General features: G+C 46.0%; 25 protein-coding genes. 4 read left to right on the top strand and 21 right to left on the bottom strand.

What is annotated here, in order from left to right; all coding sequences use genetic code 11:
- Nucleotides 1–286: 286 nt before the first annotated feature.
- The 3 genes from hemG to TW81_RS13185 are packed head-to-tail and all read right to left on the bottom strand — an operon-like array spanning nt 287 to nt 2,951.
- Nucleotides 287–814, bottom strand: coding sequence for a menaquinone-dependent protoporphyrinogen IX dehydrogenase (hemG, locus tag TW81_RS13195; protein WP_045956197.1), 528 nt, complete (start codon nt 812–814; stop codon nt 287–289).
- A gap of 9 nt (nt 815–823) precedes the next feature.
- Nucleotides 824–2,281, bottom strand: a complete 1,458-nt coding sequence (locus TW81_RS13190) for a TrkH family potassium uptake protein (RefSeq protein ID WP_045956196.1) — start codon at nt 2,279–2,281, stop codon at nt 824–826.
- 46 nt (nt 2,282–2,327) lie between these two features.
- The gene (locus tag TW81_RS13185) at nt 2,328–2,951 is read right to left on the bottom strand and encodes a YigZ family protein (protein WP_045956195.1); all 624 of its coding nucleotides are present in this window, start codon (nt 2,949–2,951) and stop codon (nt 2,328–2,330) included.
- A 260-nt stretch (nt 2,952–3,211) separates the two neighbouring features.
- Here TW81_RS13185 and fadB point away from each other — a divergent pair, with 260 nt between their 5' ends.
- Nucleotides 3,212–5,383: a fatty acid oxidation complex subunit alpha FadB gene (gene fadB, locus TW81_RS13180; RefSeq protein WP_045956194.1), complete on the top strand. Its 2,172-nt coding sequence runs from the start codon at nt 3,212–3,214 to the stop codon at nt 5,381–5,383.
- Nucleotides 5,384–5,395: 12 nt separating this feature from the next.
- Nucleotides 5,396–6,571: an acetyl-CoA C-acyltransferase FadA gene (fadA, locus tag TW81_RS13175; protein WP_045956193.1), complete on the top strand. Its 1,176-nt coding sequence runs from the start codon at nt 5,396–5,398 to the stop codon at nt 6,569–6,571.
- 46 nt (nt 6,572–6,617) lie between these two features.
- On the opposite strand, the gene punR is transcribed toward fadA, so the two are convergent.
- Nucleotides 6,618–7,520, bottom strand: a complete 903-nt coding sequence (gene punR, locus TW81_RS13170) for a DNA-binding transcriptional activator PunR (protein WP_045956192.1) — start codon at nt 7,518–7,520, stop codon at nt 6,618–6,620.
- A 154-nt stretch (nt 7,521–7,674) separates the two neighbouring features.
- On the opposite strand from punR, the gene punC reads away from it, so the two are divergent.
- Entirely contained in the window at nt 7,675–8,874 is a 1,200-nt protein-coding gene (gene punC / locus TW81_RS13165; protein ID WP_045956191.1) for a purine nucleoside transporter PunC, read from the top strand.
- Nucleotides 8,875–8,918: 44 nt separating this feature from the next.
- Here punC and TW81_RS13160 read toward each other — a convergent pair whose 3' ends face one another.
- A complete protein-coding gene (locus TW81_RS13160) occupies nt 8,919–9,695 on the bottom strand; it encodes a transporter substrate-binding domain-containing protein (RefSeq protein ID WP_045956190.1) in 777 nt (258 codons plus the stop codon).
- A 95-nt stretch (nt 9,696–9,790) separates the two neighbouring features.
- Here TW81_RS13160 and TW81_RS13155 point away from each other — a divergent pair, with 95 nt between their 5' ends.
- Nucleotides 9,791–10,531, top strand: coding sequence for an amino acid ABC transporter permease (locus TW81_RS13155; RefSeq protein ID WP_045956189.1), 741 nt, complete (start codon nt 9,791–9,793; stop codon nt 10,529–10,531).
- A 55-nt stretch (nt 10,532–10,586) separates the two neighbouring features.
- On the opposite strand, the gene glmU is transcribed toward TW81_RS13155, so the two are convergent.
- The 16 genes from glmU to mnmE form a co-directional block, all read right to left on the bottom strand.
- Entirely contained in the window at nt 10,587–11,948 is a 1,362-nt protein-coding gene (gene glmU / locus TW81_RS13150; protein ID WP_045956188.1) for a bifunctional UDP-N-acetylglucosamine diphosphorylase/glucosamine-1-phosphate N-acetyltransferase GlmU, read from the bottom strand.
- Nucleotides 11,949–12,099: 151 nt separating this feature from the next.
- Nucleotides 12,100–12,522 carry a F0F1 ATP synthase subunit epsilon gene (locus tag TW81_RS13145; protein WP_045956187.1) on the bottom strand — a complete coding sequence of 141 codons (423 nt, stop codon included), beginning with the start codon at nt 12,520–12,522 and terminating at the stop codon, nt 12,100–12,102.
- Nucleotides 12,523–12,540: 18 nt separating this feature from the next.
- Nucleotides 12,541–13,944 carry a F0F1 ATP synthase subunit beta gene (gene atpD, locus TW81_RS13140; protein WP_045956186.1) on the bottom strand — a complete coding sequence of 468 codons (1,404 nt, stop codon included), beginning with the start codon at nt 13,942–13,944 and terminating at the stop codon, nt 12,541–12,543.
- 35 nt (nt 13,945–13,979) lie between these two features.
- Nucleotides 13,980–14,846, bottom strand: a complete 867-nt coding sequence (gene atpG / locus TW81_RS13135) for a F0F1 ATP synthase subunit gamma (protein ID WP_045956185.1) — start codon at nt 14,844–14,846, stop codon at nt 13,980–13,982.
- Between the two features lie 43 nt (nt 14,847–14,889).
- Entirely contained in the window at nt 14,890–16,431 is a 1,542-nt protein-coding gene (gene atpA / locus TW81_RS13130; protein ID WP_045956184.1) for a F0F1 ATP synthase subunit alpha, read from the bottom strand.
- 13 nt (nt 16,432–16,444) lie between these two features.
- The gene (atpH, locus tag TW81_RS13125) at nt 16,445–16,978 is read right to left on the bottom strand and encodes a F0F1 ATP synthase subunit delta (protein ID WP_045956183.1); all 534 of its coding nucleotides are present in this window, start codon (nt 16,976–16,978) and stop codon (nt 16,445–16,447) included.
- Nucleotides 16,979–16,992: 14 nt separating this feature from the next.
- Entirely contained in the window at nt 16,993–17,463 is a 471-nt protein-coding gene (gene atpF, locus TW81_RS13120; RefSeq protein ID WP_045956182.1) for a F0F1 ATP synthase subunit B, read from the bottom strand.
- A 71-nt stretch (nt 17,464–17,534) separates the two neighbouring features.
- A complete protein-coding gene (gene atpE, locus TW81_RS13115) occupies nt 17,535–17,789 on the bottom strand; it encodes a F0F1 ATP synthase subunit C (protein ID WP_002540812.1) in 255 nt (84 codons plus the stop codon).
- 60 nt (nt 17,790–17,849) lie between these two features.
- A complete protein-coding gene (atpB, locus tag TW81_RS13110) occupies nt 17,850–18,659 on the bottom strand; it encodes a F0F1 ATP synthase subunit A (protein ID WP_045956181.1) in 810 nt (269 codons plus the stop codon).
- A gap of 8 nt (nt 18,660–18,667) precedes the next feature.
- Nucleotides 18,668–19,057 (bottom strand): F0F1 ATP synthase subunit I, encoded by a 390-nt coding sequence (locus TW81_RS13105; protein ID WP_045956180.1) that lies wholly within the window; start codon nt 19,055–19,057, stop codon nt 18,668–18,670.
- Between the two features lie 187 nt (nt 19,058–19,244).
- The gene (locus tag TW81_RS13100) at nt 19,245–20,123 is read right to left on the bottom strand and encodes a ParB/RepB/Spo0J family partition protein (protein ID WP_045956179.1); all 879 of its coding nucleotides are present in this window, start codon (nt 20,121–20,123) and stop codon (nt 19,245–19,247) included.
- A 24-nt stretch (nt 20,124–20,147) separates the two neighbouring features.
- The gene (locus TW81_RS13095; protein ID WP_045956178.1) at nt 20,148–20,921 is read right to left on the bottom strand and encodes a ParA family protein; all 774 of its coding nucleotides are present in this window, start codon (nt 20,919–20,921) and stop codon (nt 20,148–20,150) included.
- Between the two features lie 14 nt (nt 20,922–20,935).
- Complete coding sequence (gene rsmG, locus TW81_RS13090; protein WP_045956177.1) at nt 20,936–21,568, bottom strand: 16S rRNA (guanine(527)-N(7))-methyltransferase RsmG; 633 nt, start codon at nt 21,566–21,568, stop codon at nt 20,936–20,938.
- Nucleotides 21,568–23,463, bottom strand: a complete 1,896-nt coding sequence (gene mnmG / locus TW81_RS13085) for a tRNA uridine-5-carboxymethylaminomethyl(34) synthesis enzyme MnmG (protein WP_045956176.1) — start codon at nt 23,461–23,463, stop codon at nt 21,568–21,570. Before mnmG ends, rsmG begins: the two co-directional genes overlap by 1 nt.
- A gap of 475 nt (nt 23,464–23,938) precedes the next feature.
- On the bottom strand, nt 23,939–24,373 hold the full coding sequence (gene mioC / locus TW81_RS13080) for an FMN-binding protein MioC (RefSeq protein ID WP_045956175.1): 435 nt from the start codon (nt 24,371–24,373) through the stop codon (nt 23,939–23,941).
- 53 nt (nt 24,374–24,426) lie between these two features.
- Nucleotides 24,427–25,788, bottom strand: coding sequence for a tRNA uridine-5-carboxymethylaminomethyl(34) synthesis GTPase MnmE (gene mnmE / locus TW81_RS13075; RefSeq protein ID WP_045956174.1), 1,362 nt, complete (start codon nt 25,786–25,788; stop codon nt 24,427–24,429).
- Between the last annotated feature and the right edge of the window lie 26 nt (nt 25,789–25,814).

The raw sequence follows: 25,814 nt of genomic DNA, 5'->3' as shown, positions 1-25,814 counted from the left end.
TTTATATTGTTAAAGAGCTTTCCGATTGAGCTCAGATCAAATCGGACGGCCATTTTAGCGAGATAAAGTTTAGTGTCAACCACTTTTTTCAAACTTTTTCCTAGCGTTTTCGCTGGACTAATTGACCGCGCTAACTGGGTTGCGACTGTTATGAAGCGTTCCCGTGTCAGCGAGGGGGCATTATAGAGATCGCCATCACATTGGCAAGCCCTTTTTTCGGTTTTTTCTAACTTTTTTGCTGTTCGACTAATTTTTGCTCTAAAGGCTCTATAAGTTAGCCTTTTCTTTACAAATCTTTAAACTTACAGGCAAATTGAGTCACTTTTAACCAATTGGTGTACTCTACTTCTTTACTGGTATCCGTCTCACCGCCCGTCATACTCATGATGAATTTAATCATGGTTTTATCAAACCAGTTATAACGTGGGTAATACAAAGCGCCAGCGAACACGCCTATTAACTGAGGTTGCCACGGTGACTTTTTAAGAAATGTCTTTATATAAGCGCTACCTTCTGGAGTATCTTTACCTTGTTCTTCCTTGCGAGCCGTCAGATTGACGCAAAAGAAAGCCGCTTTACTCTGTTGCAAAGACGACAAGTTTCTCTCGATAAACTTATAGAGCTTTTTATTTAGATGGCCGTAGCGAATTGAAGCACCAACCAATATTCGGTCATATTGATTCATGTCGATAGTATCTACGCTATGTAGATCAACAAACTCACACTCAAACTCTTTTAACTCCGCTTCAATATGGTGAAAGATTTTCTTTGTTTGTCCTTCACGGGTTGAGTATAAGAATAGCGCCTTAGCCACATTGTCTCCTTAGCTACGCCAGAACGTGGGCGTAAGTAAAATCAGTAGAGTGAATATTTCCAGTCGCCCGAAAAGCATAGAAACGATCAAAACCCATTTAGCTTTGTCATTAACATCACCAAAGTGAAGAGCAACTTCACCAAGCCCCGGACCTAAGTTGTTCAATGTTGCCGCAACGGCAGAAAATGCGCTCAATTCATCCATTCCGGTCGCAATCAAACCTAACATGCACACAACAAACACCAGAGCATAAGCAGAGAAGAACCCCCATACGGCATCGACAACTCGCTGAGGAAGCGAGCTTCCACCGACTTTGATGGTGTATACCGCACGCGGGTGAACCAAGCGTTTGAGTTCACGAACACCCTGCAACGTCAGTAGTAAGATACGAATGACTTTCATCCCGCCACCAGTCGAACCAGCACAACCACCAATAAAAGAGGAGAAAAGTAACAATACAGGTAAGAACAAGGGCCAATCGGCAAACCCGGTAGTCGTAAAGCCCGCGGTGGTCGAAATGGATACCGTCTGGAATAGAGCCTGGTCGAACGCATCATAAAATGAGTTGTAAGAGTGGTGATTTAACAACACCAGAAAACACACAAGGAACAATAGCGCCTGAATAAAGATAAAAGCTCTGAACTCGGGATCTTTCCAATAATATTTAGGATGAACACCACCAGAGGCAAAAGCAGCGAAGTGCAGCGAGTAGTTACACGCGGAGATTAATAGGAAGACAACCGTAATCATGTTGATCGCATAGCTATCAAAGTAGCCAATACTGGCATCATGAGTCGAGAAACCACCGATCGCTATCGTAGAGAAACTGTGGCTGATTGCATCAAACGGGCTCATTCCAGCGAGCCAAAATGCAGTTGCACACGCGATGGTCAAGCTCAGGTAGATGTACCAAAGCGCTTTCGCGGTTTCAGCAATCCGTGGCGTCATCTTGCTATCTTTGACAGGGCCGGGAATTTCCGCACGGTATAACTGCATGCCCCCGATCCCCAAAACAGGAAGAATCGCGACGGCCAATACAATGATCCCCATTCCGCCAAACCACTGCAGAAATTGGCGATAAAAAAGTATTGCTTTCGGCAGCTCGTCTAAACCCACAATAACTGTCGCACCAGTGGTGGTTAAAGCAGAGAAGGATTCAAAAAAGGCATCAGTCACCGATACATTCGGATTATCAGCAATTAAAAATGGCAGCGAACCAGCACTACCAAGAACGGTCCAAAACAGGACAACAATAAGGAAACCGTCGCGAGCTTTTAGCTCATGTTTATGGTGGCGATTAGGAAACCAACATACGGTGCCACAAAACAAAAGCACGAAAAAGGTCGTAACGAAAGGAACACCAGCACCGTCTCGATAGATGAGCGCCACTAAAGCAGGGGCTAGCATAGAGAGACTAAAAAGGGCGAGCAGAAGCCCGACGATGCGAATAATGGATCGAAATTGCATGGTTAAATTGACTTGTGAAGCGTAGCTTCCGACTTCCTAATTATCTTTATTGTTTGTCCAAATTGGTCACACGTACCTTGGCGCCACTCTTATTTATAATGGTTTGAGTAAAATCGCTGACTTGACGCTGCTCGATCTCAACCACCATTTTAACCGACTCACTATACTCAGCATTAACCTCTAGCGCCCCAAATTGAGGGAATAACGATTGGGCAATGGGCATAAAACCATAGTCTAACTCTAGTATCAGTTTTGTGGTTATTTTTTTCTCAATAGTTTGAAGCAACTTAAGCGCTTGCTGTACTCCGCCGCCGTATGCTTTAACTAAACCACCAGTACCTAGCTTTATACCACCTGAATATCGAGTTACCACGGCAGTAATTTCGCCAACCCCTGACCCAGATAACTGCGCTAAAATAGGCTTACCTGCGGTTCCTGACGGCTCGCCATCATCACTAAAGCCCCACTTCATTGAATCTTCTGGTCTACCTGCGACAAATGCCCAGCAATTATGCCTTGCATCAGCATGCTCTGCTTTAACTTGCTCAACAAACGCTTTGGCTAACTCAATTGATGACGTGTGTGCAAGATGAGTAATAAAGACACTTTTCTTTATTTCCTCTTCAAATTGAATCGCTTGTGAAGGAATTAAGTACGGCAGGTTATTCATGATGCTAGTTCTGGTTGCAATATGCTGGCAGTGTAGCACGAGAGCATTTTTCTCGTCGCTTAAGATCTGTTCAAGCGCACAATGTTAAACACTTGTTTGAAAAATGTATTGAATTTAACAAACAGCACGTCCAAACTAGGATTACTGGTCAAACCAGAAACAATAAATAGAACCACTTTCCTTTATAGCGATGAGCATTGATATGCAATTCTCAGCCGCTGTACACGCAATCCAAAGATTGTATGTCATGGAGATAGACAATGATTTACCAAGCCGAAACCCTACAGGTAAAGGAACTACAAGACGGAATTGCTGAACTCAGCTTTTGCGCACCAGCATCCGTAAACAAGCTCGACCTTGCGACACTTGAGTCTCTAGATAAGGCTCTTGATGCACTGAAAGCCCATAACTCTCTTAAAGGCTTACTGCTTACCTCAGACAAAGACACCTTTATTGTTGGAGCAGATATCACTGAGTTTCTTGGCCTATTTGCTAAACCAGAACAAGAACTCGATCAATGGGTACAGTTTGCCAACAGCATCTTCAATAAGCTTGAAGATTTACCCGTACCAACACTGTCAGTGTTAAAAGGTCACACCTTAGGTGGTGGATGTGAGTGTGTACTTGCTACTGACATGCGTATTGGTGACAAAACCACCAGCATCGGTCTACCGGAAACAAAACTCGGTATCATGCCAGGTTTTGGCGGCTGTGTTCGCTTGCCACGTGTTATTGGTGCTGATAGCGCAATGGAAATCATCACTCAAGGTAAAGCATGTAGAGCGGATGAAGCACTAAAAATTGGTCTACTTGACGCTGTTGTGGATACTGAAACTCTATATGAATCAGCAATCACAACGCTCACCCAAGCGATCAATGAAAAGTTAGATTGGCAAGAGCGCCGCAAACAAAAAACCTCAGCTCTGTCACTGAGCAAGCTTGAAGCCATGATGAGCTTTACCATGGCAAAAGGGTTAGTCGCCCAGAAAGCAGGCCCTCACTACCCTGCGCCAATGACTGCGGTTGTGACTATTGAAGAAGGTGCTCGCTTCGCACGTAACGAAGCACTTGACGTTGAGCGCAAGTACTTCGTGAAACTAGCCAAGTCAGAAGAAGCAAAATCTCTAGTTGGCCTATTCCTTAACGATCAGTACATCAAAGGTATTGCTAAAAAAGCAGCCAAGTCTGCAAGTAAAGACACTCAGCGCGCTGCCGTGCTTGGTGCGGGTATCATGGGCGGTGGTATTGCTTACCAATCAGCACTCAAAGGCGTGCCGGTATTAATGAAAGATATCGCGCAGGCATCATTAGACCTAGGAATGACCGAAGCATCTAAACTACTTAATAAACAGTTAGATCGTGGACGTATCGATGGGTTTAAAATGGCTGGCATTCTCGCTTCCATCACACCAAGCCTCCACTACGCCGGTATCGACAACACAGATGTGATTGTCGAAGCCGTGGTAGAGAATCCGAAAGTCAAAGCTGCCGTGTTAAGTGAAGTAGAACAACAAGTGGGTGAAAATACCGTTATCACCTCAAATACGTCAACGATACCAATTAACTTGCTAGCTAAATCACTCAAGCGTCCAGAAAACTTCTGTGGTATGCACTTTTTCAACCCAGTGCATCGCATGCCGCTGGTTGAGATTATTCGTGGCGAACATACCTCTGATGAAACCATTAATCGCGTTGTTGCCTACGCAGCGAAAATGGGTAAATCACCCATTGTTGTTAATGATTGTCCTGGGTTCTTCGTCAACCGCGTCTTATTCCCATACTTTGGCGGCTTTAGCATGTTGCTGCGTGACGGTGCAGACTTCACTAAGATAGATAAAGTAATGGAACGCCAGTTCGGTTGGCCAATGGGCCCTGCCTATCTTCTTGATGTGGTTGGTATTGATACCGCACATCACGCACAAGCCGTTATGGCACAGGGCTTCCCTGAGCGTATGGGTAAACAAGGCCGTGATGCAATCGACGCACTGTTCGATGCGAACAAATATGGTCAGAAGAATGGCAGCGGTTTCTACAGCTATAGCATTGATAGAAAGGGCAAACCAAAGAAAACTTTCTCAGAAGATATTTTGCCAGTCCTAGCTGATGTCTGTGCCGACAAACAAGAGTTTGACGATCAAGCGATTATCCAGCGCATGATGATTCCTATGATCAATGAAGTGGTGTTGTGTCTTGAAGAAGGCATCATCGCCTCTCCTCAAGAAGCCGATATGGCACTCGTGTACGGGTTAGGGTTCCCTCCTTTCCGCGGCGGTGTATTCCGCTACCTAGATAGTATTGGTATTGCCGAATTCGTTGCGATGGCGAAGCAATACTCAGATTTAGGCGCTATGTACCAAGTACCACAATTGCTGATCGATATGGCAGAGAAAGGCCAAACCTTCTACGGCGCTCAGCAACAAGGCTCTATCTAAGGAGAACCCACAATGACGAATCAAACTAAAAACGTTGTCGTAGTCGATTGTCTACGTACCCCAATGGGACGCTCCAAAGGTGGCGCTTTCCGTCATACTCGCGCAGAAGATCTTTCCGCTCATCTTATGAAAGGCATTTTGGCGCGTAACCCACAGGTCAACCCAAGTGAGATTGAAGATATCTATTGGGGTTGTGTGCAACAGACATTAGAGCAAGGCTTCAACATCGCGCGTAACGCGGCATTGCTAGCCGGACTGCCAATTGAAATTGGTGCGGTCACCGTTAACCGTCTCTGTGGTTCATCAATGCAAGCGCTGCATGATGGTACCCGTGCGATCATGACAGGCGATGCGGAGATTTGTTTAATCGGTGGTGTTGAGCACATGGGTCACGTACCTATGACTCACGGTGTCGATTTCCACCCAGGTATGTCTAAAAACGTCGCTAAAGCAGCGGGCATGATGGGCTTAACGGCCGAAATGCTGGGCAAACTGCATGGTATCAGCCGCGAGCAACAAGATGAATTTGCCGCCCGTTCCCATGCTCGAGCTCATGCCGCCACGGTTGAAGGTCGCTTCAAGAGTGAAATTTTACCAACCGAAGGTCATGCCGCTGACGGTACTCTATTCACACTTGACTACGATGAGGTCATTCGTCCGGAAACGACTGTTGAAGGTCTTTCTCAGCTACGCCCTGTGTTTGACCCAGCAAACGGCACCGTAACCGCAGGAACATCATCTGCACTTTCCGACGGCGCATCAGCGATGTTGATCATGAGTGAAGAGAAAGCCAATGAGCTTGGTTTAACCATTCGTGCTCGCATTAAAGGCATGGCGATTGCGGGTTGCGATCCTTCTATCATGGGTTACGGCCCCGTACCTGCAACGCAAAAAGCATTAAAGCGTGCTGGTCTGTCTATCCAAGATATGGACGTGGTGGAACTCAATGAAGCCTTTGCAGCTCAATCTTTACCTTGTGCTAAAGATCTTGGTTTGCTCGAAGTGATGGACGAAAAAGTCAACCTTAACGGCGGTGCTATAGCGCTTGGCCACCCACTCGGCTGTTCAGGTTCACGTATCTCGACCACACTCATTAACCTAATGGAAGCCAAAGATGCCAAATATGGTCTAGCAACCATGTGTATTGGTTTAGGTCAAGGTATCGCAACTGTCTTTGAACGCCCTTAAGATTCCTTAGACAGTAACAACGCCAGCGCTATGCTGGCGTTTATTTTTAGTGTTGAAGCCAATCAATATGAAGCTGATTCGACGAACCTAAATAGTCAACCATCCACTGAATCAACTTATTGCCGTCATCTTTTCGCCACACCAAACAACACTGACTGAGTGGCTTATCATCGGGGAGAATTTTCTCCACCAGAACACCTTCAATAATCAGTGGCATTGCAATGTGTCGTGGCATGTAGCCAACCCCGACACCGTTTTTTAAACACTCAATCGCCGTATACCAATTAGGTAACAGTAAGCGGCGCTGAGAAGGGTAATGCCCAGTATGACGCTTGGGGAGCACACTGGAAGTATCGTCTAAGCAAATCGCAGGAAATTGACTAACAAACTCTTCGCTTAAATTTTGCTGACGAACACACGGATGAGCAGGAGACATGACAAATGCCCAATCTAGAATCCCCATATCTCTCACTTCAAAATCGCCACCAATAGGAATGGCTGCCGTCGCACCAATCACGATATCCGCTCGCTCTTGAGCTATGGCCTCCCAAGAACCATTAAACACCTCCATGTTGATTTGTAGCTCTGCAAAATCAAACTCGCGATAAAAATCTTCCACTAAAGGTTTGAGCTTTTCCAGCTTCACAACATTGTCTAACGTGATTTTAAGCGTTGATTGCCAGCCTTGTGCCGCACGTTTGGTTTGCGCTTTAATCTCTTCCATCTGCCGCAGCAAGATTCTCGCTTCGGCGATAAACAGTTCGCCTGCTGGGGTAAGCTCGACTTTTCTTGGCAGACGGTGAAAAAGTACCACATCTAATTCTTGCTCAACCTGGCGAACGCCATAACTGATCGCTGAAGGCACTTTATGTAAGACTTCCGCCGCAGCAGTAAAACTGCCAAGACGTGCAACTGTATCTAACATTTCCAGAGAAGATTTTGAGTACATAGCCCGCTACCTTTCAAATTTTTTGATTGATAACCAATAATTTTAGCGTTTTATTTTTCAAAAAACGAAAAATAGAATACCGACCTAAACATTACGGGGTTAGAAATAACTAATCCTTATTATATAACGATTAATTTATTTGATTGGTTAATTGATGAAAATTTCAAAACTACAGTTGGTTTATCTCGCCGCGCTGTCTATGCTCGGTTTTATCGCCACTGATATGTACTTACCCGCATTCAAAGCGATGGAAATCGATTTTGTTACTGGCCCAGAACAAATCGCCCTATCTTTGACGGTATTTCTTGTCGGTATGGCTTTTGGTCAATTGATGTGGGGCTTAGCTTCGGACAAGTTTGGTCACCGTAATACACTTGCTGCTGGACTGATGGTCTTTACGTTTGCATCGATTGGTTTGGCATTTAGCGATCAGGTATGGCAACTGTTAACACTGCGCTTTGTGCAAGCGATCGGCGTATGTGCTCCCGCGGTGATTTGGCAAGCAATGGTAATCAAGCGCCACGCAAGCAACAGCCAACAAATATTTGCCACTATCATGCCATTGGTCGCTCTATCTCCTGCTCTCGCGCCTCAACTAGGCGTTCTGTTGGAGAGTAGCTTTGGTTGGAGTAGCATTTTTGTTGCATTGACCTTGATGGGTGTGCTGCTTGTTGTTGCAACCATGGCACAACAGAACGATAAACCAGAAGTCAAACAAACCAGTATATCTACAGATATCAAAGCACTGTTAAGTTCGAAAACGTACCTAGGCAACGTGTTTATGTTTGCGACTGCTTCGGCTGCGTTTTTTGCCTACCTTACTGGTATGCCAGAGATAATGTCGCAGCTAGGTTATCAAGCGAAAGACATTGGCTTGAGCTTTATTCCTCAAACCATCGCCTTTATGGTCGGCGGTTACTTGGGCAAAGTGGGTGTACGCAAATATGGTGACGAAAAAGTACTGCGTCAGCTGATTGGTCTATTCAGCGTGGCATCATTGCTGGTCTTTATTGCGTCGCAATGGACACTTACTTCGATTTGGCCAATCCTAGCACCATTCTGTTTGATCGCTGTCGCTAACGGTGCACTTTACCCAATCGTTGTCAACCGTGCGCTTGCTAATGCGAAGCAAAGTCCAGCGACCGCTGCTGGTCTACAAAATAGCCTGCAAATCTGCGTCAGTAGTATCGCCAGTGCGTTAGTCGCGGCCATAGCCAGTCAGGCACAAATGGTAACCGGTATTGCGATTATCATCTGTATGGGCGGTCTGTGGATGGGTTATATCGTGTCGAATCGCAATCTATCGCGCTACTTTACGACGCCAGATAACTCTAGAGTTGTCAGTGAAGAGTAAACAAGACAAGAGCCGCATTGCGCGGCTCTTTTACTCGCTGTGAGTTAAAGACTTTTCAGACCCCACTTTTCTGCTGTCTGTTTAAAGAAGCCTTGCGTTTTCTTTAATTCAACCCAGTGATTAAGATAGTTAATCCATACTTGGTCATCTTGTGGTAACAGCATCGCAATCGGCGTTGGTTTGCGTGGCTCTTTAACAGGCACTATCGCCAACTGATTGAATTTCTCCACCAGCGTTGCCGCTTCTACGTTTGAAGTGACCGAAACATCGGCGCGACGAGCAAGCAACTCTTGAAAATCTCGCGCAGGCGCTTCAATCACAATATGCTGCGCAGATGGGAAAAATTCTTTGACCATCTTCTCTTGTACTGTGCCCAAGGTCGCAGCCACTTTTACGTCCGCTTTGTCGAAATCACTCCAATCAGAAAATTTCTCTAAATCTTTTTTCTGTACCACAGGAACAAAAGCAAGGTAAAAATATGGCTGACTGTAACCTGCCACTTTGGCTCGAGACATGTTGAGTGATGCACTACCAGTAATATCGTACTTATTAGCCGTGATTCCGTTGACTAATGTCTTCCAATCCGTTGCGACATACTCGACTTTAACCCCCAAATCTTTGGCAAGCTCTGTGGTGACATCAATGTCAAAACCACGGTAACTATTGGTTGCCGGATCTTTAATCGTCATTGGGTTCCAATCGCCTGTGGTCCCGACTCTTAGTACGCCTTTATCGAGAATTTGTTGCAGGCGGCTCGTTTCCGCCATCACCTGCCCCACTGACAATAAACACAATCCGAGTGCTAAGATGTACTTCTTCATTCTGTTTTCCCTAAATAAAGTTATTACGATTTAAGCCTGTTCATTGCTAACATAGCAGCAACAAACGGATTTTTTTAGTCAATACAAGGTGTAATGTGACTTCTCGTTATCTATTGCTCGCTTCACTATTACTTTTAACCGGCTGCACGGATTATCAGTGGGGTTGGTACGTGCTCGATCCAACCACAACTCAAGGCCAAACGAATATAAAATTCTTGCTTGCTGGGTTTAACGATACGATTAAGGTATCTTTGCTCAGTATGCTGTTTGCGATGTCACTTGGCTTAGTGGTTGCTTTGCCTGCCCTGTCGCCGCTTAAATACCTGCGGGCAATCAATCGCATCTATGTCGAAAGTGTCCGATCCGTACCTGTACTCGTTCTGTTGCTGTGGGTTTACTACGGTATGCCTACTTTGCTCGATATTTCACTCAATCATTTCTGGGCGGGTGTAATCGCGCTAACTATCGCCGAAAGTGCGTTTATGGCAGAAGTGTTCAGAGGCGGGATTCAAGCGATCAGCAGCGGGCAACATGAAGCAGCAGAGTCACTCGGCCTGAATTATTGGCAAAAAATGCGCTTGGTGATTTTGCCACAAGCTTTTCGCCAGATCCTACCGCCCTTGGGTAACCAATTTGTCTATATCCTCAAGATGAGCTCACTGGTCAGCGTGATTGGCTTAAGCGACCTCACAAGACGCGCCAATGAGCTGGTGGTTAATGAGTACTTACCATTAGAGATTTATACTTTCTTGGTATTAGAGTACTTAGTACTGATATTACTGGTATCTCAAGGGGTTCGTTGGCTTGAAAAGCGTATCGCGGTACCAAGCCACTAAATTCAGACGTAAAAAAGCCGCTTATGATAAGCGGCTTATATTCAGTCATCAGGGGTTACTTCTTCTTCACCGGACGTTGCCAGCCTGTAATTTTGCGCTCTTTCGCGCGAGTGATTACTAACTCACCCTCAGCAACATCTTTAGTCAAGGTTGTACCTGCACCAATGGTTGCACCGTCTGCAACCGTAACCGGAGCCACCAGTTGACTGTCAGAGCCAACAAATACATCATTGCCGATAATGGTTTTAAATTTATTTGCACCATCATAATTACATGTGATGACACCAGCACCTACATTGGTACGTTGACCAATTTCAGCATCACCTAGATAAGTCAGGTGATTGGCTTTTGAGCCTTCACCAATACGCGCGTTCTTCACTTCAACAAAGTTACCAACGTGAGAATCATTGCGCATCTCCGCTCCAGGACGCAAACGAGTAAACGGACCAACGGTACACTCTTCACCAACCGTCGCCCCTTCAATGATGCTATAGGGACGTACAATCGTGTTGTCGTCTACTTCACAGTCTTTGAGTACACAACCCGTACCGATTGTCACGTTATCACCTAAGGTAACTTTACCCTCAATGATGACGTTGACGTCAATTTCACAATCCATACCACATTGAAGCTCACCACGGAGATCAAAGCGTGCTGGATCACGTAACATAACGCCTTGCTCAAGCAGTTTTTTCGCCTGCATTGATTGGAACGCTCGCTCTAATCGAGCCAGCTGAGCGCGGTCATTGACTCCTTCAACTTCAATTGGATTAACCGGATGAACCGCTTCAACAGCACGACCTTCATCGTGCGCTGCAGCGATTACGTCAGTCAGATAGTATTCACCTTGAGCATTATTGTTGTTTAGGCCAGATAACCAACGCTTAAGATCGCCACCGGTAGCCACCATGACACCTGTGTTGATCTCTTTAATCAGCTTTTGCTCTTCTGTCGCGTCTTTTTGCTCAACGATCGCCACAACAGGACCATTCTTACGCACAATGCGTCCATAGCCAGTTGGGTTGTCGAGCACAACCGTCAGCAGTGCAATTCCGCCCGTAGGTTGCGCGTCAAGTAAGCTTTCGATGGTCTCTTCTGAGATCAATGGAACATCACCGTACAATACTAAAATCTTCTCATCATCTTCAAAATGAGGAGCAGCTTGATCCACGGCATGACCGGTTCCCAACTGATCTGCTTGCAGCGCCCAGTTGACGGATTCAGCACTCAGTTCAGCCTGCATTTGGTCGCCACCATGGCCATAAACCAAATGAAGACTCTGTGCGCCCAAGCTATTGCATGTATCGATAACATGCTTAGCCATAGGTTTCCCTGCTAGCGTATGTAACACCTTAGGTTTGTTGGAGTACATGCGAGTCCCTTTACCCGCCGCCAGAATCACTGCGCTAAACTTCATTGAGTTACCCATTAAAACTTGTATTAAAACTGAGGGTGTATTCTAGACACTAATCATCGATTAGTTAATTGATTGGGAAAAATTTCCGTTAAAAAATAAGCAAAAAGGCGACCGTAAGGCCGCCTTTATCACTCTTAAACAAAATCGCTGCTTAGCGACGTTGTTTGGTCAGCTCGATAACTCGTAGCTGAGCCATGGCTTTAGCCAGTTCACTGGCCGCTTGAGCGAAGTCCATATCGCCGTGCTGGTTAAGGATTTTCTCCTCAGCGCGACGTTTCGCTTCTTCTGCCTTAGCTGCGTCTAGTTCTTCACCACGGATAGCGGTATCAGCCAGTACAGTCGCTGTACCAGGCTGAACTTCTACCATACCACCAGAAACATAGATAATTTCTTCGTGGCCGTGCTGTTTCACAATGCGCACCATACCAGGCTTGATAGCGGTCAGCAGCGGAGTGTGACCATGGAAAATACCAAGTTCACCTTCGCTACCGGTCACCTGAAACGTTTCAACTAAGCCAGAAAAGATTTTCTTTTCAGCGCTTACTACGTCTAGGTGAAAGGTTATTGCTGCCATATCGCCTCCTAGTTAGCCTTATAGCTTCTTCGCATTCTCAATAGCATCGTCAATCGTACCGCAGTACATAAACGCTTGCTCTGGAATGTCATCGTAATCACCAGCTAGTAGACCTTTGAAGCCACGTAGAGTCTCTTTAAGAGGTACGTAAACACCTGGGTCGCCAGTAAATACTTCCGCTACGTGGTAAGGCTGAGTTAGGAAACGCTCAATCTTACGTGCACGAGATACAACTTGCTTATCTTCTTCAGACAGCTCGTCCATACCTAGAATCGCAATGATGTCTTTCAGCTCTTTGTAGCGCTGAAGTGTCTGCTGAACGCCACGCGCTGTGTCGTAGTGCTCTTGACCAACAACAAGTGGGTCTAGCTGACGAGACGTTGAATCTAGTGGGTCGATCGCTGGGTATAGACCCATAGCAGCGATGTTACGGTTAAGTACAACCGTTGCATCTAAGTGCGCGAACGTTGTTGCTGGAGATGGGTCAGTCAAGTCATCCGCAGGTACGTATACCGCCTGTACAGACGTGATAGAACCCGCTTTAGTTGACGTGATACGCTCCTGAAGTACACCCATCTCTTCTGCAAGAGTTGGCTGGTAACCTACCGCAGAAGGCATACGACCTAGCAGTGCTGATACTTCCGTACCTGCAAGCGTGTAACGGTAGATGTTATCAACGAACAGAAGTACATCACGACCTTCGTCACGGAAACGCTCTGCCATTGTTAGACCAGTCAGTGCAACACGTAGACGGTTGCCCGGTGGCTCGTTCATCTGACCGTAAACCATCGCTACTTTTGACTCTTCAGGGTTCTCAACGTTTACAACGCCTGCTTCCTGCATCTCAAAGTAGAAATCGTTACCTTCACGAGTACGCTCACCAACACCAGCAAATACTGATAGACCAGAGTGTTGCAGTGCGATGTTGTTGATAAGTTCCATCATGTTAACGGTCTTACCTACACCTGCACCACCGAATAGACCGATTTTACCACCCTTAGCGAATGGACAAACCAAGTCGATTACTTTTACACCTGTTTCTAGAAGCGCTGTTTCGTTTGATTGCTCTTCGTAGCTTGGTGCTTGACGGTGAATTGAGTAAGTCTCTTCTGCACCGATTTCACCACGCTCGTCAATCGCGTCACCTAGAACGTTCATGATACGACCTAGGGTCTTAGTACCTACTGGTACTGAAATTGGAGCACCCGTGTTAACCACTTCAACTCCACGACGTAAACCATCAGAGCTACCCATAACGATACAACGAACTATGCCACCGCCTAGCTGTTGTTGAACTTCAAGAACTAGACGCTCTTTTGAGTCCGTTACGTTTAGAGCGTCATATACACTAGGTACTTCGCTCTGTGGGAACTCTACGTCGACTACCGCACCGATGATCTGTACGATCTTACCTGTAGCCATCGTTAATCCTCTAAACTATTTCGTTTAACCTAAGCCTAAACTGCAGCCGCACCACTAACTATTTCTGACAGTTCTTGTGTAATCGCCGCCTGACGGGCTTTGTTGTACACAAGTTCTAAGTCATCAATCAAGTTAGTTGCATTGTCAGTTGCCGCCTTCATCGCAATCATTCGAGCCGCTTGCTCACAAGCAAGGTTCTCGACTACACCTTGATAAACCTGAGACTCAATGTAACGCAGCAATAGCGCGTCCAATAGAGGTTTTGGTTCAGGCTCGTAGATGTAGTCCCATGAATGCTCACGCTTCATCTCGTCGCTGTCCGTTTTCGGCAAAGGTAGTAATTGATCGATTGTTGGTTGCTGAGTCATAGTGTTCACGAAGTGGTTGTACACTACGTAAAGGCGATCAAGTTCACCTTCATTGTATTTCTTCAGCATCACACCTACAGAACCGATAAGATCTTCCAGAGTAGGGTTATCCCCTAATCCAGAGACTTGCGCAGAAACTTTCGCACCGCTGTTATTAAAGAATGCCGTTGCCTTAGAACCAATAATGCCTAAGTCAATTTCTGCACCCTTTTCTTTCCAGCTTTGCATGCTTGACACCGCTTGTTTAAACAAGTTGATGTTCAAGCCACCACACAAACCACGGTCTGTAGAAATAACGATATAACCAACACGCTTGACTTCACGCTCTTCTAGGTACGGATGACGGTACTCTAGATTTGCGTTAGCCATATGACCGATCACTTTACGTATTGTCTCAGCGTAAGGACGAGTTGCTTCCATCGAGTCTTGCGAACGACGCATCTTCGACGTTGCAACCATTTCCATCGCTTTCGTAATTTTCTGAGTGCTTTTAACACTACCGATTTTATTACGTATCTCTTTTGCGCCGGCCATCGTTGCTCTCCATTAGTTGGTGGCTATTTCTGCCACCGACTTATTACCAAGTTTGAGTTGCCTTGAAGTCATCTAGCAGCTTCTTCAGCTGAGCTTCGATGTCATCATTGTAAGCACCCGTCTTGTCGATCTCTGCTGCAAGTTCAGCAAGTTGACCGCGAGCATACGATAGTAGAGACGCTTCAAAGTCGAGAACCTTGTCCAGCTCAACGCCATTTAGGTAACCACGCTCAACAGCGTATACCACAACCGCTTGGTCAAACACAGACATAGGAGCGTACTGCTTCTGCTTCATTAGTTCTGTAACTTTTTGACCATGGTCTAGCTGTTTCTTCGTTGCTTCATCAAGGTCAGAAGAGAACTGTGCGAATGCCGCTAGTTCGCGGTATGCAGCAAGTGCTGTACGAATACCACCTGACAGTTTCTTGATGATTTTAGTCTGCGCTGAACCACCTACACGAGATACTGAGATACCTGGGTCAACCGCTGGACGAACACCTGCGTTGAATAGCTCAGTTTGTAGGAAGATCTGACCATCGGTAATCGAGATTACGTTAGTCGGTACGAAGGCTGAAACGTCACCAGCTTGAGTTTCGATGATAGGAAGAGCAGTTAAAGAACCTGTCTTACCTTTCACTTCACCGTTAGTGAAACGCTCTACGTACTCTTCATTTACACGAGCTGCACGCTCTAGTAGACGCGAGTGTAAGTAGAAAACGTCACCTGGGAAAGCTTCACGGCCTGGTGGGCGTTTTAGTAGTAGAGAGATTTGACGGTAAGCGACAGCTTGCTTAGATAGATCATCATAAACAATCAGTGCATCTTCACCGCGATCACGGAAGTATTCACCCATCGCACAACCTGCATATGGCGCTAGGTATTGCAGCGCTGCAGATTCAGAAGCTGATGCAACAACAACGATAGTGTTTGATAGTGCACCGTGCTCTTCTAGTTTGCGAACCACGTTGGCAATAGTCGATGCTTTCTGACCGATTGCTACGTAGATAGAGAAAATACCAGAGTTTTTCTGGTTGATGATTGCATCTATCGCCATTGCGGTTTTACCGATCTGGCGGTCACCGATGATAAGCTCACGCTGACCACGACCGATTGGGATCATTGAGTCAACTGACTTATAACCAGTTTGTACAGGTTGGTCTACCGATTTACGGTCGATTACACCTGGTGCAATCACTTCTACAGGCGAAGTCAGTTTCGCTTCGATTGGACCTTTACCATCGATAGGCTCACCCAGCGTGTTTACTACGCGGCCTAGTAGTTCTGGACCAACTGGCACTTCAAGAATGCGGCCAGTACCTGTAACTTTCATGCCTTCCTTAAGGTCAGCATATGGGCCCATTACAACCGCACCAACCGAGTCACGCTCAAGGTTAAGTGCTAGTGCATAACGGCCACCCGGTAATTCAATCATTTCACCTTGCATCACGTCCGCTAGGCCGTGGATGCGGATGATACCATCGCTTACCGATACGATAGTACCTTCGTTGCGAGCTTCACTAACAACTTCGAAAGATTCGATGCGTTGTTTGATTAGATCGCTAATTTCCGTGGAATTAAGTTGCATGCTCCAATCCCCATTAAGACTGCAATGCATCGCTCAGGCGGTTCAAACGACCACGCGCTGAGTTGTCGATGACTAAGTCTCCGGCTCGAATTATAACCCCACCAAGTAGGGTCTCATCTACACTGCAATTCAGCTTTACTTTACGCTCTAGGCGCTGCTCAAGTTTGCTGCTGATGTTTGCTTTCTGTTCTTCGGAAAGCTCGCTTGCTGAAGTGACTTCAACATCGATCTCTTTCTCATGCTCTTGTTTAAGAGCGAAGTACTGTTCACAAACATCAGGAAGGGCCGTTAGGCGGCCATTCTCAGCCATTACCTTTAACAGGTTCTGACCATGCGCATCAACTTGGTCACCGCAAACTGCAACAAATATCTCTGCGAGCTTGTCAGCAGAGACAGAACCGGTTAACAGTTCTTTTACTTGTTCGTTTTTAGCGACTTCAGCAGCGAAAGATAACATTTCACCCCATTGGGCGAGCTGGTCTTTCTCTACAGCAAAGTCGAAGGCTGCTTTAGCATAGGGGCGTGCGATAGTAGTCAAATCAGACATATGCGCCCCCAGACTTAAAGTTTTGCAGTAATGTTGTCGAGAATATCTTTTTGCGCATCTTTATCGATAGAACGCTCAAGGATTTTCTCAGCACCAGCTACAGCCAGAGTTGCAACTTGTTTGCGCAGTTCATCACGCGCACGGTTGCGTTCGGCTTCAAGTTCAGCGTCAGCTTGAGTAAGGATTTTCTGGCGTTCTGCCTGAGCTTCCTCACGAGCCTCGTCTAGAATTTGAGCTTTACGCTTATTCGCTTGCTCGATGATCTCAGTTGCTGTGCGCTTCGCTTCTTTCAACTGATCAGAAGCGTTTGCTTGTGCTAGATCCAAGTCTTTAGCAGCACGTTCAGCCGCTTGTAGACCGTCAGCAATTTTCTTCTGACGCTCTTCAATCGCTTGCATAATTGGCGGCCATACATACTTCATGCAGAACCACACAAACAGTGCAAACGAGATTGCTTGACCTAGCAGAGTTGCATTCATATTCACAACAGCTACCCCTTCTATTCGGACTTAGTGTTAATCAGTGACAAACCTAAGTTTGCCTAGAGTTAAATTGATTAACCTAGTTGACCAACGAATGGGTTTGCGAAAGTGAATAGAAGTGCGATAACGATACCGATCATTGGAACCGCATCAAGTAGACCCGCGATGATGAACATCTTAACTTGTAGCATAGGAGCCATTTCTGGTTGACGAGCAGCACCTTCAAGGAATTTACCACCTAGAAGTGCGAAACCAATCGCTGTACCAAGAGAAGCAAGACCGACGATAATACCTACGGCGATTGCAGAAAAGCTCAGTAAAGTTTCCATTACTATCTCCAATTTATAGTTGTTGGCTAGTTGCCCAAATAAAAAGCTTTAAAAATAAAATTAATGATCACTGTCTTCGTGTGCCATTGACAGGTAAACAATTGTCAACATCATAAACACGAAAGCCTGAATCGTAATAACCAAGATATGGAAGATTGCCCACGGTAGTGAACCCATCCATTGCAAGTACCATGGTAGCATTGCCGCACAAAGAATGAATACAACCTCACCCGCGAACATGTTACCGAATAGACGCATACCAAGTGATAGAGGTTTCGCAAGCAGCGATACCACTTCAATCAGTAGGTTAAACGGAATCATCACTGGGTGATTAAATGGATGTAATGCTAATTCTTTAGCGAATCCACCTAGACCTTTCACTTTGATGCTGTAGTAAATCATCAGAGCAAAAACGCCTAGAGCCATAGCCATGGTGATATTCACATCAGCTGACGGTACAACCTTAAGGTAAGGAATACCAAGCCAATGCTCTGCTGGGTAAGGTAAGAAATCGATCGGGACTAAGTCCATCACGTTCATTAAAAATACCCAACAAAAGATAGTCAGTGCTAACGGCGCGATCAGTGGGTTGCGTCCATGGAACGTGTCTTTGACGTTTTCCGCGACAAATTCAACGATCATTTCAACAAAACACTGAAGCTTACCCGGAACACCCGCTGTAGTTCTCTTCGCTACTTTGTAAAAAATTCCTAAGAAAATTAAACCAGTAAACCAAGAAAAAAACAGGCTATCGATATGTACGTTCCAGAAACTTGCTTCCTCCACTAGACCTAACTTACCAAGCGATAAGTTGGAAAGGTGGTGGGCAATGTATCCGGATGACGTTAGCGCTTCACCTGGCGCAGCCATAACTCATCCTATTTTTTGTTGTTAATGAATAGCACTGGCGCACAGATATTAATACCTAGAGCCAGCAAATAGGTTAGCTTAAGGGGAACAAGTTCCACCTGCATATACATGTAAGCAACGGTGAAGAGAACCACCGTGATGAGGATTTTAAGCGCTTCACCAGTGTAGAAAGAGGCCGTAATTCGCTTTGCAGCACGAGCTCCACTAAACATAAAAGCACACAGCGCAAAAACGGTATTGGCAATCACAAAGATGCCACCACCAATTAAGGCTGAAAGTCCCCAGTCAGCATTTACAGCTATCGCCATACCTGCTGCCAATAGTGTAACCACGCCAAACTGGATCATTAACAATTGCTTTGCAAGCTCTCGTCCTGGTCTAGCTAACGCAGCTACCATGTATTCGTACCTCTAGTAAAATCCACAGCTATACTACCTCAGGGCTGGGAAATTGGCGAAAATTATACGGTGAGTCGAACTGAATGCAATTAAAACACCGCAAAAAGTTACAATTTTGTTTACAAACCGACAACTTCCGCACAAAAATTCTGTTTTTACCTATATTGACTGAGATCAATTATCTCATTTAGCCTTCAAGCTTGGCAATTAGCTGCTCTAATTTGTGAGGCTCATCAAGACTAATCGTCACCTTAGATTTACCGTTGTCCGCTCTAACAATTGCCACCTTTACACCCAGCATTTCACTCAATTTTTGCGAAATTAGTTGTGCTTCAGTATCTTGCACGTCATTTTTTGGCTCAGATTGTGGCTGGAGACATTTTTTCACTAGCTGCTCAGTCTGGCGAACGGTCATTTTCTTCTTCGCCACTAGCTCGGCAATCTCAACTTGTTGCTCGCCTTCGAGCGCCAATAATGCACGAGCATGGCCCATATCAAGAAGATTGCGAGAGACTAAACCTTTGACGTCTTCTTCAAGCTGATTGAGTCGCAACAAGTTACTGACGGCTGCGCGTGACTTGCCAATAACATCCGCCACTTGTTGGTGAGTGAGGCTAAACTCTTCTTGCAAACGATCCAAAGCAACCGCTTCTTCGATCACATTGAGATCTTCACGCTGGATATTTTCGATCAATGCCATTGCTATCGCAGCGCGATCTTCAACATTTTTTACCACGCATGGCACTTGTTTAAGACCCGCTTTACGAGCAGCACGCCAGCGGCGCTCACCAGCAATAATTTCGAATTTATCACCAAGCTGTCGCACCACAATCGGCTGAATAATGCCCTGCGATTCGATCGAAGCAGCCAGTTCTTCTAGCGCCTCGGGCTCCATTGCCTTACGCGGTTGGTACACACCCGGCTGCAAACTATTAATGTTTAGATCGGTAAGATTACCATCCGATGACAGTTCTTGGCTGTGCAATGCACTTTGCTGTTTTTCACGCGCCAATGAACTGGTTGAAAGCAGAGCATCAAGGCCTTTACCTAAACCACGCTTAGACATGAGACGGAATTCCTTTGGTTATCGTTATGCAGGGACTTCTTCGCGGCGAAGCATTTCACCCGCTAAAGCAAGATACGCTTTAGCACCCGCTGAGTACTTATCATAATACATGGCAGGTTTGCCATGACTAGGCGCTTCAGCAAGGCGGACATTGCGTGGAATGACAGTACGATACACTTTATTACCAAAGTGTTTCTTGAGCTGATCAGAGACTTCGTTCGATAAGCGGTTACGTGGGTCATACATGGTGCGTAATAGCCCTTCAATCTTCAGATTCTCATTCACCACAGCGGCTAATTTACTGATGGTATCCATTAACGCTGTTAGACCTTCTAGAGCAAAGTACTCACACTGCATCGGAACCAACACCGAGTCGGCTGCAGCCATAGCGTTGATTGTAAGAAGGTTTAGAGATGGAGGACAATCGATAAAGATGAAATCATAGTTATCACGAACTGATGCTAGCGCGTGCTTAAGACGAACTTCACGGGCAAAGACTTCCATCAACTTAATTTCGGCCGCGGTGACATCACCGTTGGCAGCAATTAAATCGTAGTTGCCTGACGTTTTGCGGCACACTACTTCAGCAAAAGGAACATCTTCGACCAACAGTTCATAAGCGGTGGCATCCACTTGATACTTATCAACACCACTGGCCATTGTTGCGTTGCCTTGTGGGTCGAGATCGATGACTAAAACCTTGCGCTTAGTTGCAGCCATAGAAGCGGCTAAGTTAATGCACGTTGTTGTTTTCCCAACCCCACCTTTCTGGTTGGCAATGGCTACGATTTTTCCCACAATGAACCTCGCTTTTATTCCTTGCGCGATAAGATTACTAGATGACGCTCACCTTCCAATTGGGGAACGTTCAAAGCTTTGATGTCGGTCACAGAACACCACTCAGGCAATTGTTCAATCTCATCCTGTGGTAATTGACCTTTCAGCGCGAAGAAACGACCTGAGCCGGATTTTGGCAAATGATGGCACCATTCCACCATGTCTGTCATTGAAGCAAAAGCGCGACTGAGCACTGCGTCAAATTTATCTTCCGGTTGGTACTCTTCGACGCGACTCTGGATCGGCGTAACATTGGCAATTTTCAGCTCATGTAGGACCTGCTTGATAAAGCGGATGCGCTTACCCAAGCTATCAAGCAAGACAAACGTTTTATCTGGATTCATGATCGATAACGGAATACCGGGTAATCCAGGTCCAGTACCGACATCAATAAAACGCCCACCTTGTAAGTGAGTACTAACAATAATACTGTCCATGATATGTTTCACTAACATTTCTTGTGGATCGCGGACAGAAGTTAGGTTGTATGCCTTGTTCCATTTATTGAGCATTTCAACATAGCCCACCAACTGTTCGCGTTGATGAGATGAAACCTCGAGATCGGTTTGCGCGATTAAAGCATCCAGTTGCGTTCGAAGTAGGGACATTATGCTTCCTCGCCTTTTTTCAGCAAACCGTGTTTCTTCAGGTGAACCAGCAAAATAGAAATCGCTGCTGGGGTAATACCTGAGATACGTGAAGCAATACCAATTGACTCTGGCTTAGCATCGCCCAATTTGGCCACCACTTCGTTCGACAAGCCGCTCACTTTGGCGTAATCCAGATCAACAGGCAACTTAGTGTGTTCGTGACGAAGTGATTTTTCGATCTCATCTTGCTGACGCTTGATGTAACCTTCGTACTTAACTTGAATTTCAACCTGCTCTGTTGCTTGCTGATCATCCATCGCAGGTGAGAAGGCGGCGAGCTGAGTCAATTGATCATAAGTCATCTCTGGACGACGCAATAGATCTTCACCACTGGCTTCACGCGCCATTGGTGTTTTGAGCAGGTTATTCAGTGCATCCACACCATCTGATTTTGGATTCATCCAAATATCTTTCAAACGCTGACGCTCTGTTTCGATATTGTTGATTTTTTCATTAAAGCGAGCCCAACGAACATCATCAACCAAACCTAATTGGCGCGCTTGTTCTGTTAAGCGTAAATCTGCGTTGTCTTCACGCAGCAGTAATCGATATTCCGCGCGAGAAGTGAACATACGGTACGGCTCTTTGGTACCCATGGTCGACAAGTCATCAATCAAAACGCCCATGTAGGCTTGATCTCGACGTGGACTCCAACCTTCTTTGTCTTGGCTAAACAAGCTCGCATTTAGACCCGCCATCAAACCTTGTGCTGCGGCTTCTTCGTAGCCAGTCGTACCATTGATTTGACCAGCAAAGAATAGACCGCGGATAAATTTGGTCTCATAGGTTTGTTTCAAATCACGTGGGTCAAAGAAATCATATTCGATTGCGTAGCCTGGACGCACAATATGGGCGTTTTCAAACCCTTTCATTGAACGAACAATTTGCACCTGAACGTCAAATGGTAAGCTGGTGGAGATACCATTTGGATAGAGCTCATGGGTATTCAAGCCTTCCGGCTCAATAAAGATTTGGTGGCTATTTTTATCCGCAAAACGCATCACCTTATCTTCAATCGAAGGGCAATAACGCGGTCCAATACCTTCGATTACACCGGCATACATAGGGCTGCGATCAAGGTTATTACGAATCACTTCGTGTGTTTGCTCGTTAGTATGCGTGATAAAACACGGAATTTGACGTGGATGTTGTTCACGTTTACCAATAAACGAAAATACTGGAGCAGGCGTGTCGCCGTGCTGCTCTTCAAGTACAGAGAGATCAACACTGCGAGCATCAATGCGTGGTGGTGTGCCGGTTTTTAAACGATCAACCCTAAATGGCAATTCACGTAGACGATCCGCCAACGCGATCGATGGTGGATCGCCAGCACGGCCACCTGATGAACTTTCCATACCAATATGGATCTTTCCACCGAGGAAGGTCCCGACTGTTAGGACAACCGCTTTGGCATGGAAACGCAATCCCATTTGGGTTACGACACCGACCGCTCGATCATTTTCGACAATCAGATCATCAACCGATTGCTGGAACAAGGTCAGATTTGGTGCATTTTCCAATGCATGGCGAACATACGCTTTGTACAAGGCTCGGTCTGCCTGAGCTCGAGTCGCGCGAACCGCTGGACCTTTTGATGCGTTTAACGTTCTAAATTGAATACCTGCATGATCGATTGCTTGCGCCATTAGGCCACCCATAGCATCGACTTCTTTTACGAGATGTCCTTTACCGATACCACCGATAGCAGGGTTACATGACATTTGACCCAGAGTGTCAATGTTATGAGTCAGTAATAACGTCTTTTGCCCAGTACGAGCAGATGCGAGTGCGGCTTCCGTTCCTGCGTGACCGCCACCAACGACGATGACATCAAATTTTTCGTGATAAAGCATGAACCGACCTCAGATATTCAATAGAGAGTTGGATAGAGAAAAAGAGCGTTATTCTACCTTCTTTCAACGAGAGAGAAAACGCTTTTGATTCTTTTCATTCAAGTCACCAAATCCTTATATATATAAGATCTATATATATGATCTTTTATTAGATCTATTATTAAGATCACCCATTTCTGTGGATAAGTGAAAAATGATCAACAAGATCATGGATCTTTTTTGGATCATATCATGTGATCTTACCTTGATCAGATCGAGGATTAGTTGGGATCAAAATTGACACTTATGCACAAGGGGGAAAACGGATAAGAGTTATTACTTGGATAACTATAGGTTAATCACCGGAAAGATCTAACTTTATCCACAGAGAGAGTGGTCGGAAAAGCAGCAAACAGTTTAGTGTGATCGAAAAGATTTTATTCACAAGGAAGGGAAGTTGAGTTAAGTGGCCATAGAAATGACCACTTAAAGAGTGTTAGAAGAGATCGATATGTTCACAAAGCCAAGCTTCTGCTGCATCTTCTGGAACATCATGGCTGAGCACATCGATAGTAAGACACTCAGTCAGAGCTGTCGCACCGATGTCGCTGAGTAAATGATGTGCATGTTGGCCAGCAGCACAGAAGGTGTCATAGCTTGAATCACCAATAGCAATCGTGGCGTATTTGACTTCGCTCATTCTCGGCGGGGTGTCTTGCAGCGCTTGTATAAAAGGCTGGATGTTGTCTGGATACTCCCCCGCGCCATGGGTGGAGGTGATGATTAGCCAAGTACCACTTGGGTCGATTTCGGCTAAATTTGGTTGGTTGTGGATGGTGGTTTGAAAGCCTTTTTCAATCAACAGGTCGCTGAGGTGGTCTCCTACATACTCAGCACCGCCTAGTGTGCTACCCGTAATAATGTGGATCATAGCTGTTCCTTTATACACGATGAAAAAACGCGGCCAATATGCCGCGTTGAATGTTATTTACCAATACAGAAAGAGGAGAAAATGCGTCCGAGAAGGTCATCAGAGCTAAACTCACCGGTGATTTCACTCAAGTGTTGTTGCGTAATTCGCAGCTCCTCAGCCAGAATCTCTCCCGCCATATAGCCTTCAAGTTGCTGTTGACCGATATCGAGGTGCTCTGCGGCTCGCTCTAACGCTTCTAAGTGACGACGGCGAGCCATAAAGCCCCCTTCGTTACCACCAGCAAACCCCATGCACTCTTTTAAGTGAGTGCGGAGTGACTCAACACCAGCCCCTGTTTTGGCTGACAGACGAATTAAAGTGGGATCGTTAACATGGCAGATACCGAGATCTTCGCCTGTTTGATCTGCTTTGTTGCGGATCACTGTCATGCCAATATTTTCTGGTAGACGATCAACAAAGTCAGGCCAGATTTCTTTCGGATCGGTGGCATCTGTGGTGGTGCCATCGACCATAAACAGCACTCGATCGGCTTGAGAAATTTCATCCCAAGCTCGTTCGATACCGATTTTTTCTACTTCGTCTGATGCATCGCGCAGACCTGCTGTATCTATGATATGTAGCGGCATGCCATCAATATGGATATGTTCGCGCAGCACGTCACGCGTGGTGCCTGCGATATCAGTCACAATCGCTGACTCTTTGCCTGACAGCGCGTTAAGTAGGCTCGATTTCCCTGCGTTCGGGCGTCCGGCTATCACGACTTTCATCCCTTCACGCATGATTGCGCCCTGGGTTGCTTCTTTGCGCACTGCGGCAAGGTTATCAATGATGGTCTGTAAGTCTGCAGCGACTTTTCCGTCCGCCAAAAAGTCGATTTCTTCTTCTGGGAAGTCGATTGCGGCTTCAACATAGATGCGCAAGTGAATCAGTGATTCAACTAAGGTGTTAATACGGCCAGAAAAGGCACCTTGCAGAGATTGTAGCGCCGATTTTGCCGCTTCTTCAGAGCTGGCATCAATTAAGTCTGCGATCGCTTCTGCTTGTGCGAGGTCGAGTTTGTCATTGAGGAAAGCACGTTCAGAAAACTCTCCCGGTCTGGCGGTGCGAATGCCAGGAATTTGCAGAATCCGTTTGATCAGCATATCCATGACGACGGGCCCACCGTGGCCTTGCAGCTCAAGCACGTCTTCCCCCGTGAATGAGTGTGGGTTAGGGAAGTAGAGCGCGATACCTTGGTCAATCTGAAGAGCATCTTGTGAGTTAAATGGCAAATACTCAGCATAACGCGGACGCAGCTCTTTACCGGTCACTTCAACAGCGACTTGCGCCGCAAGCGGACCAGATACGCGAATAATGCCGACGCCACCACGACCGGGGGCTGTTGCTTGAGCAACTATGGTATCAGTTGTCATAAATGTGCCTGTGTTATCAAAATGCC

Source organism: Vibrio galatheae, from assembly GCF_000967545.1.
GTDB lineage: Bacteria > Pseudomonadota > Gammaproteobacteria > Enterobacterales > Vibrionaceae > Vibrio > Vibrio galatheae.
Note: the sequence above shows the minus strand (reverse complement) of the source record. Positions and strands in the feature narration are given on the sequence as shown.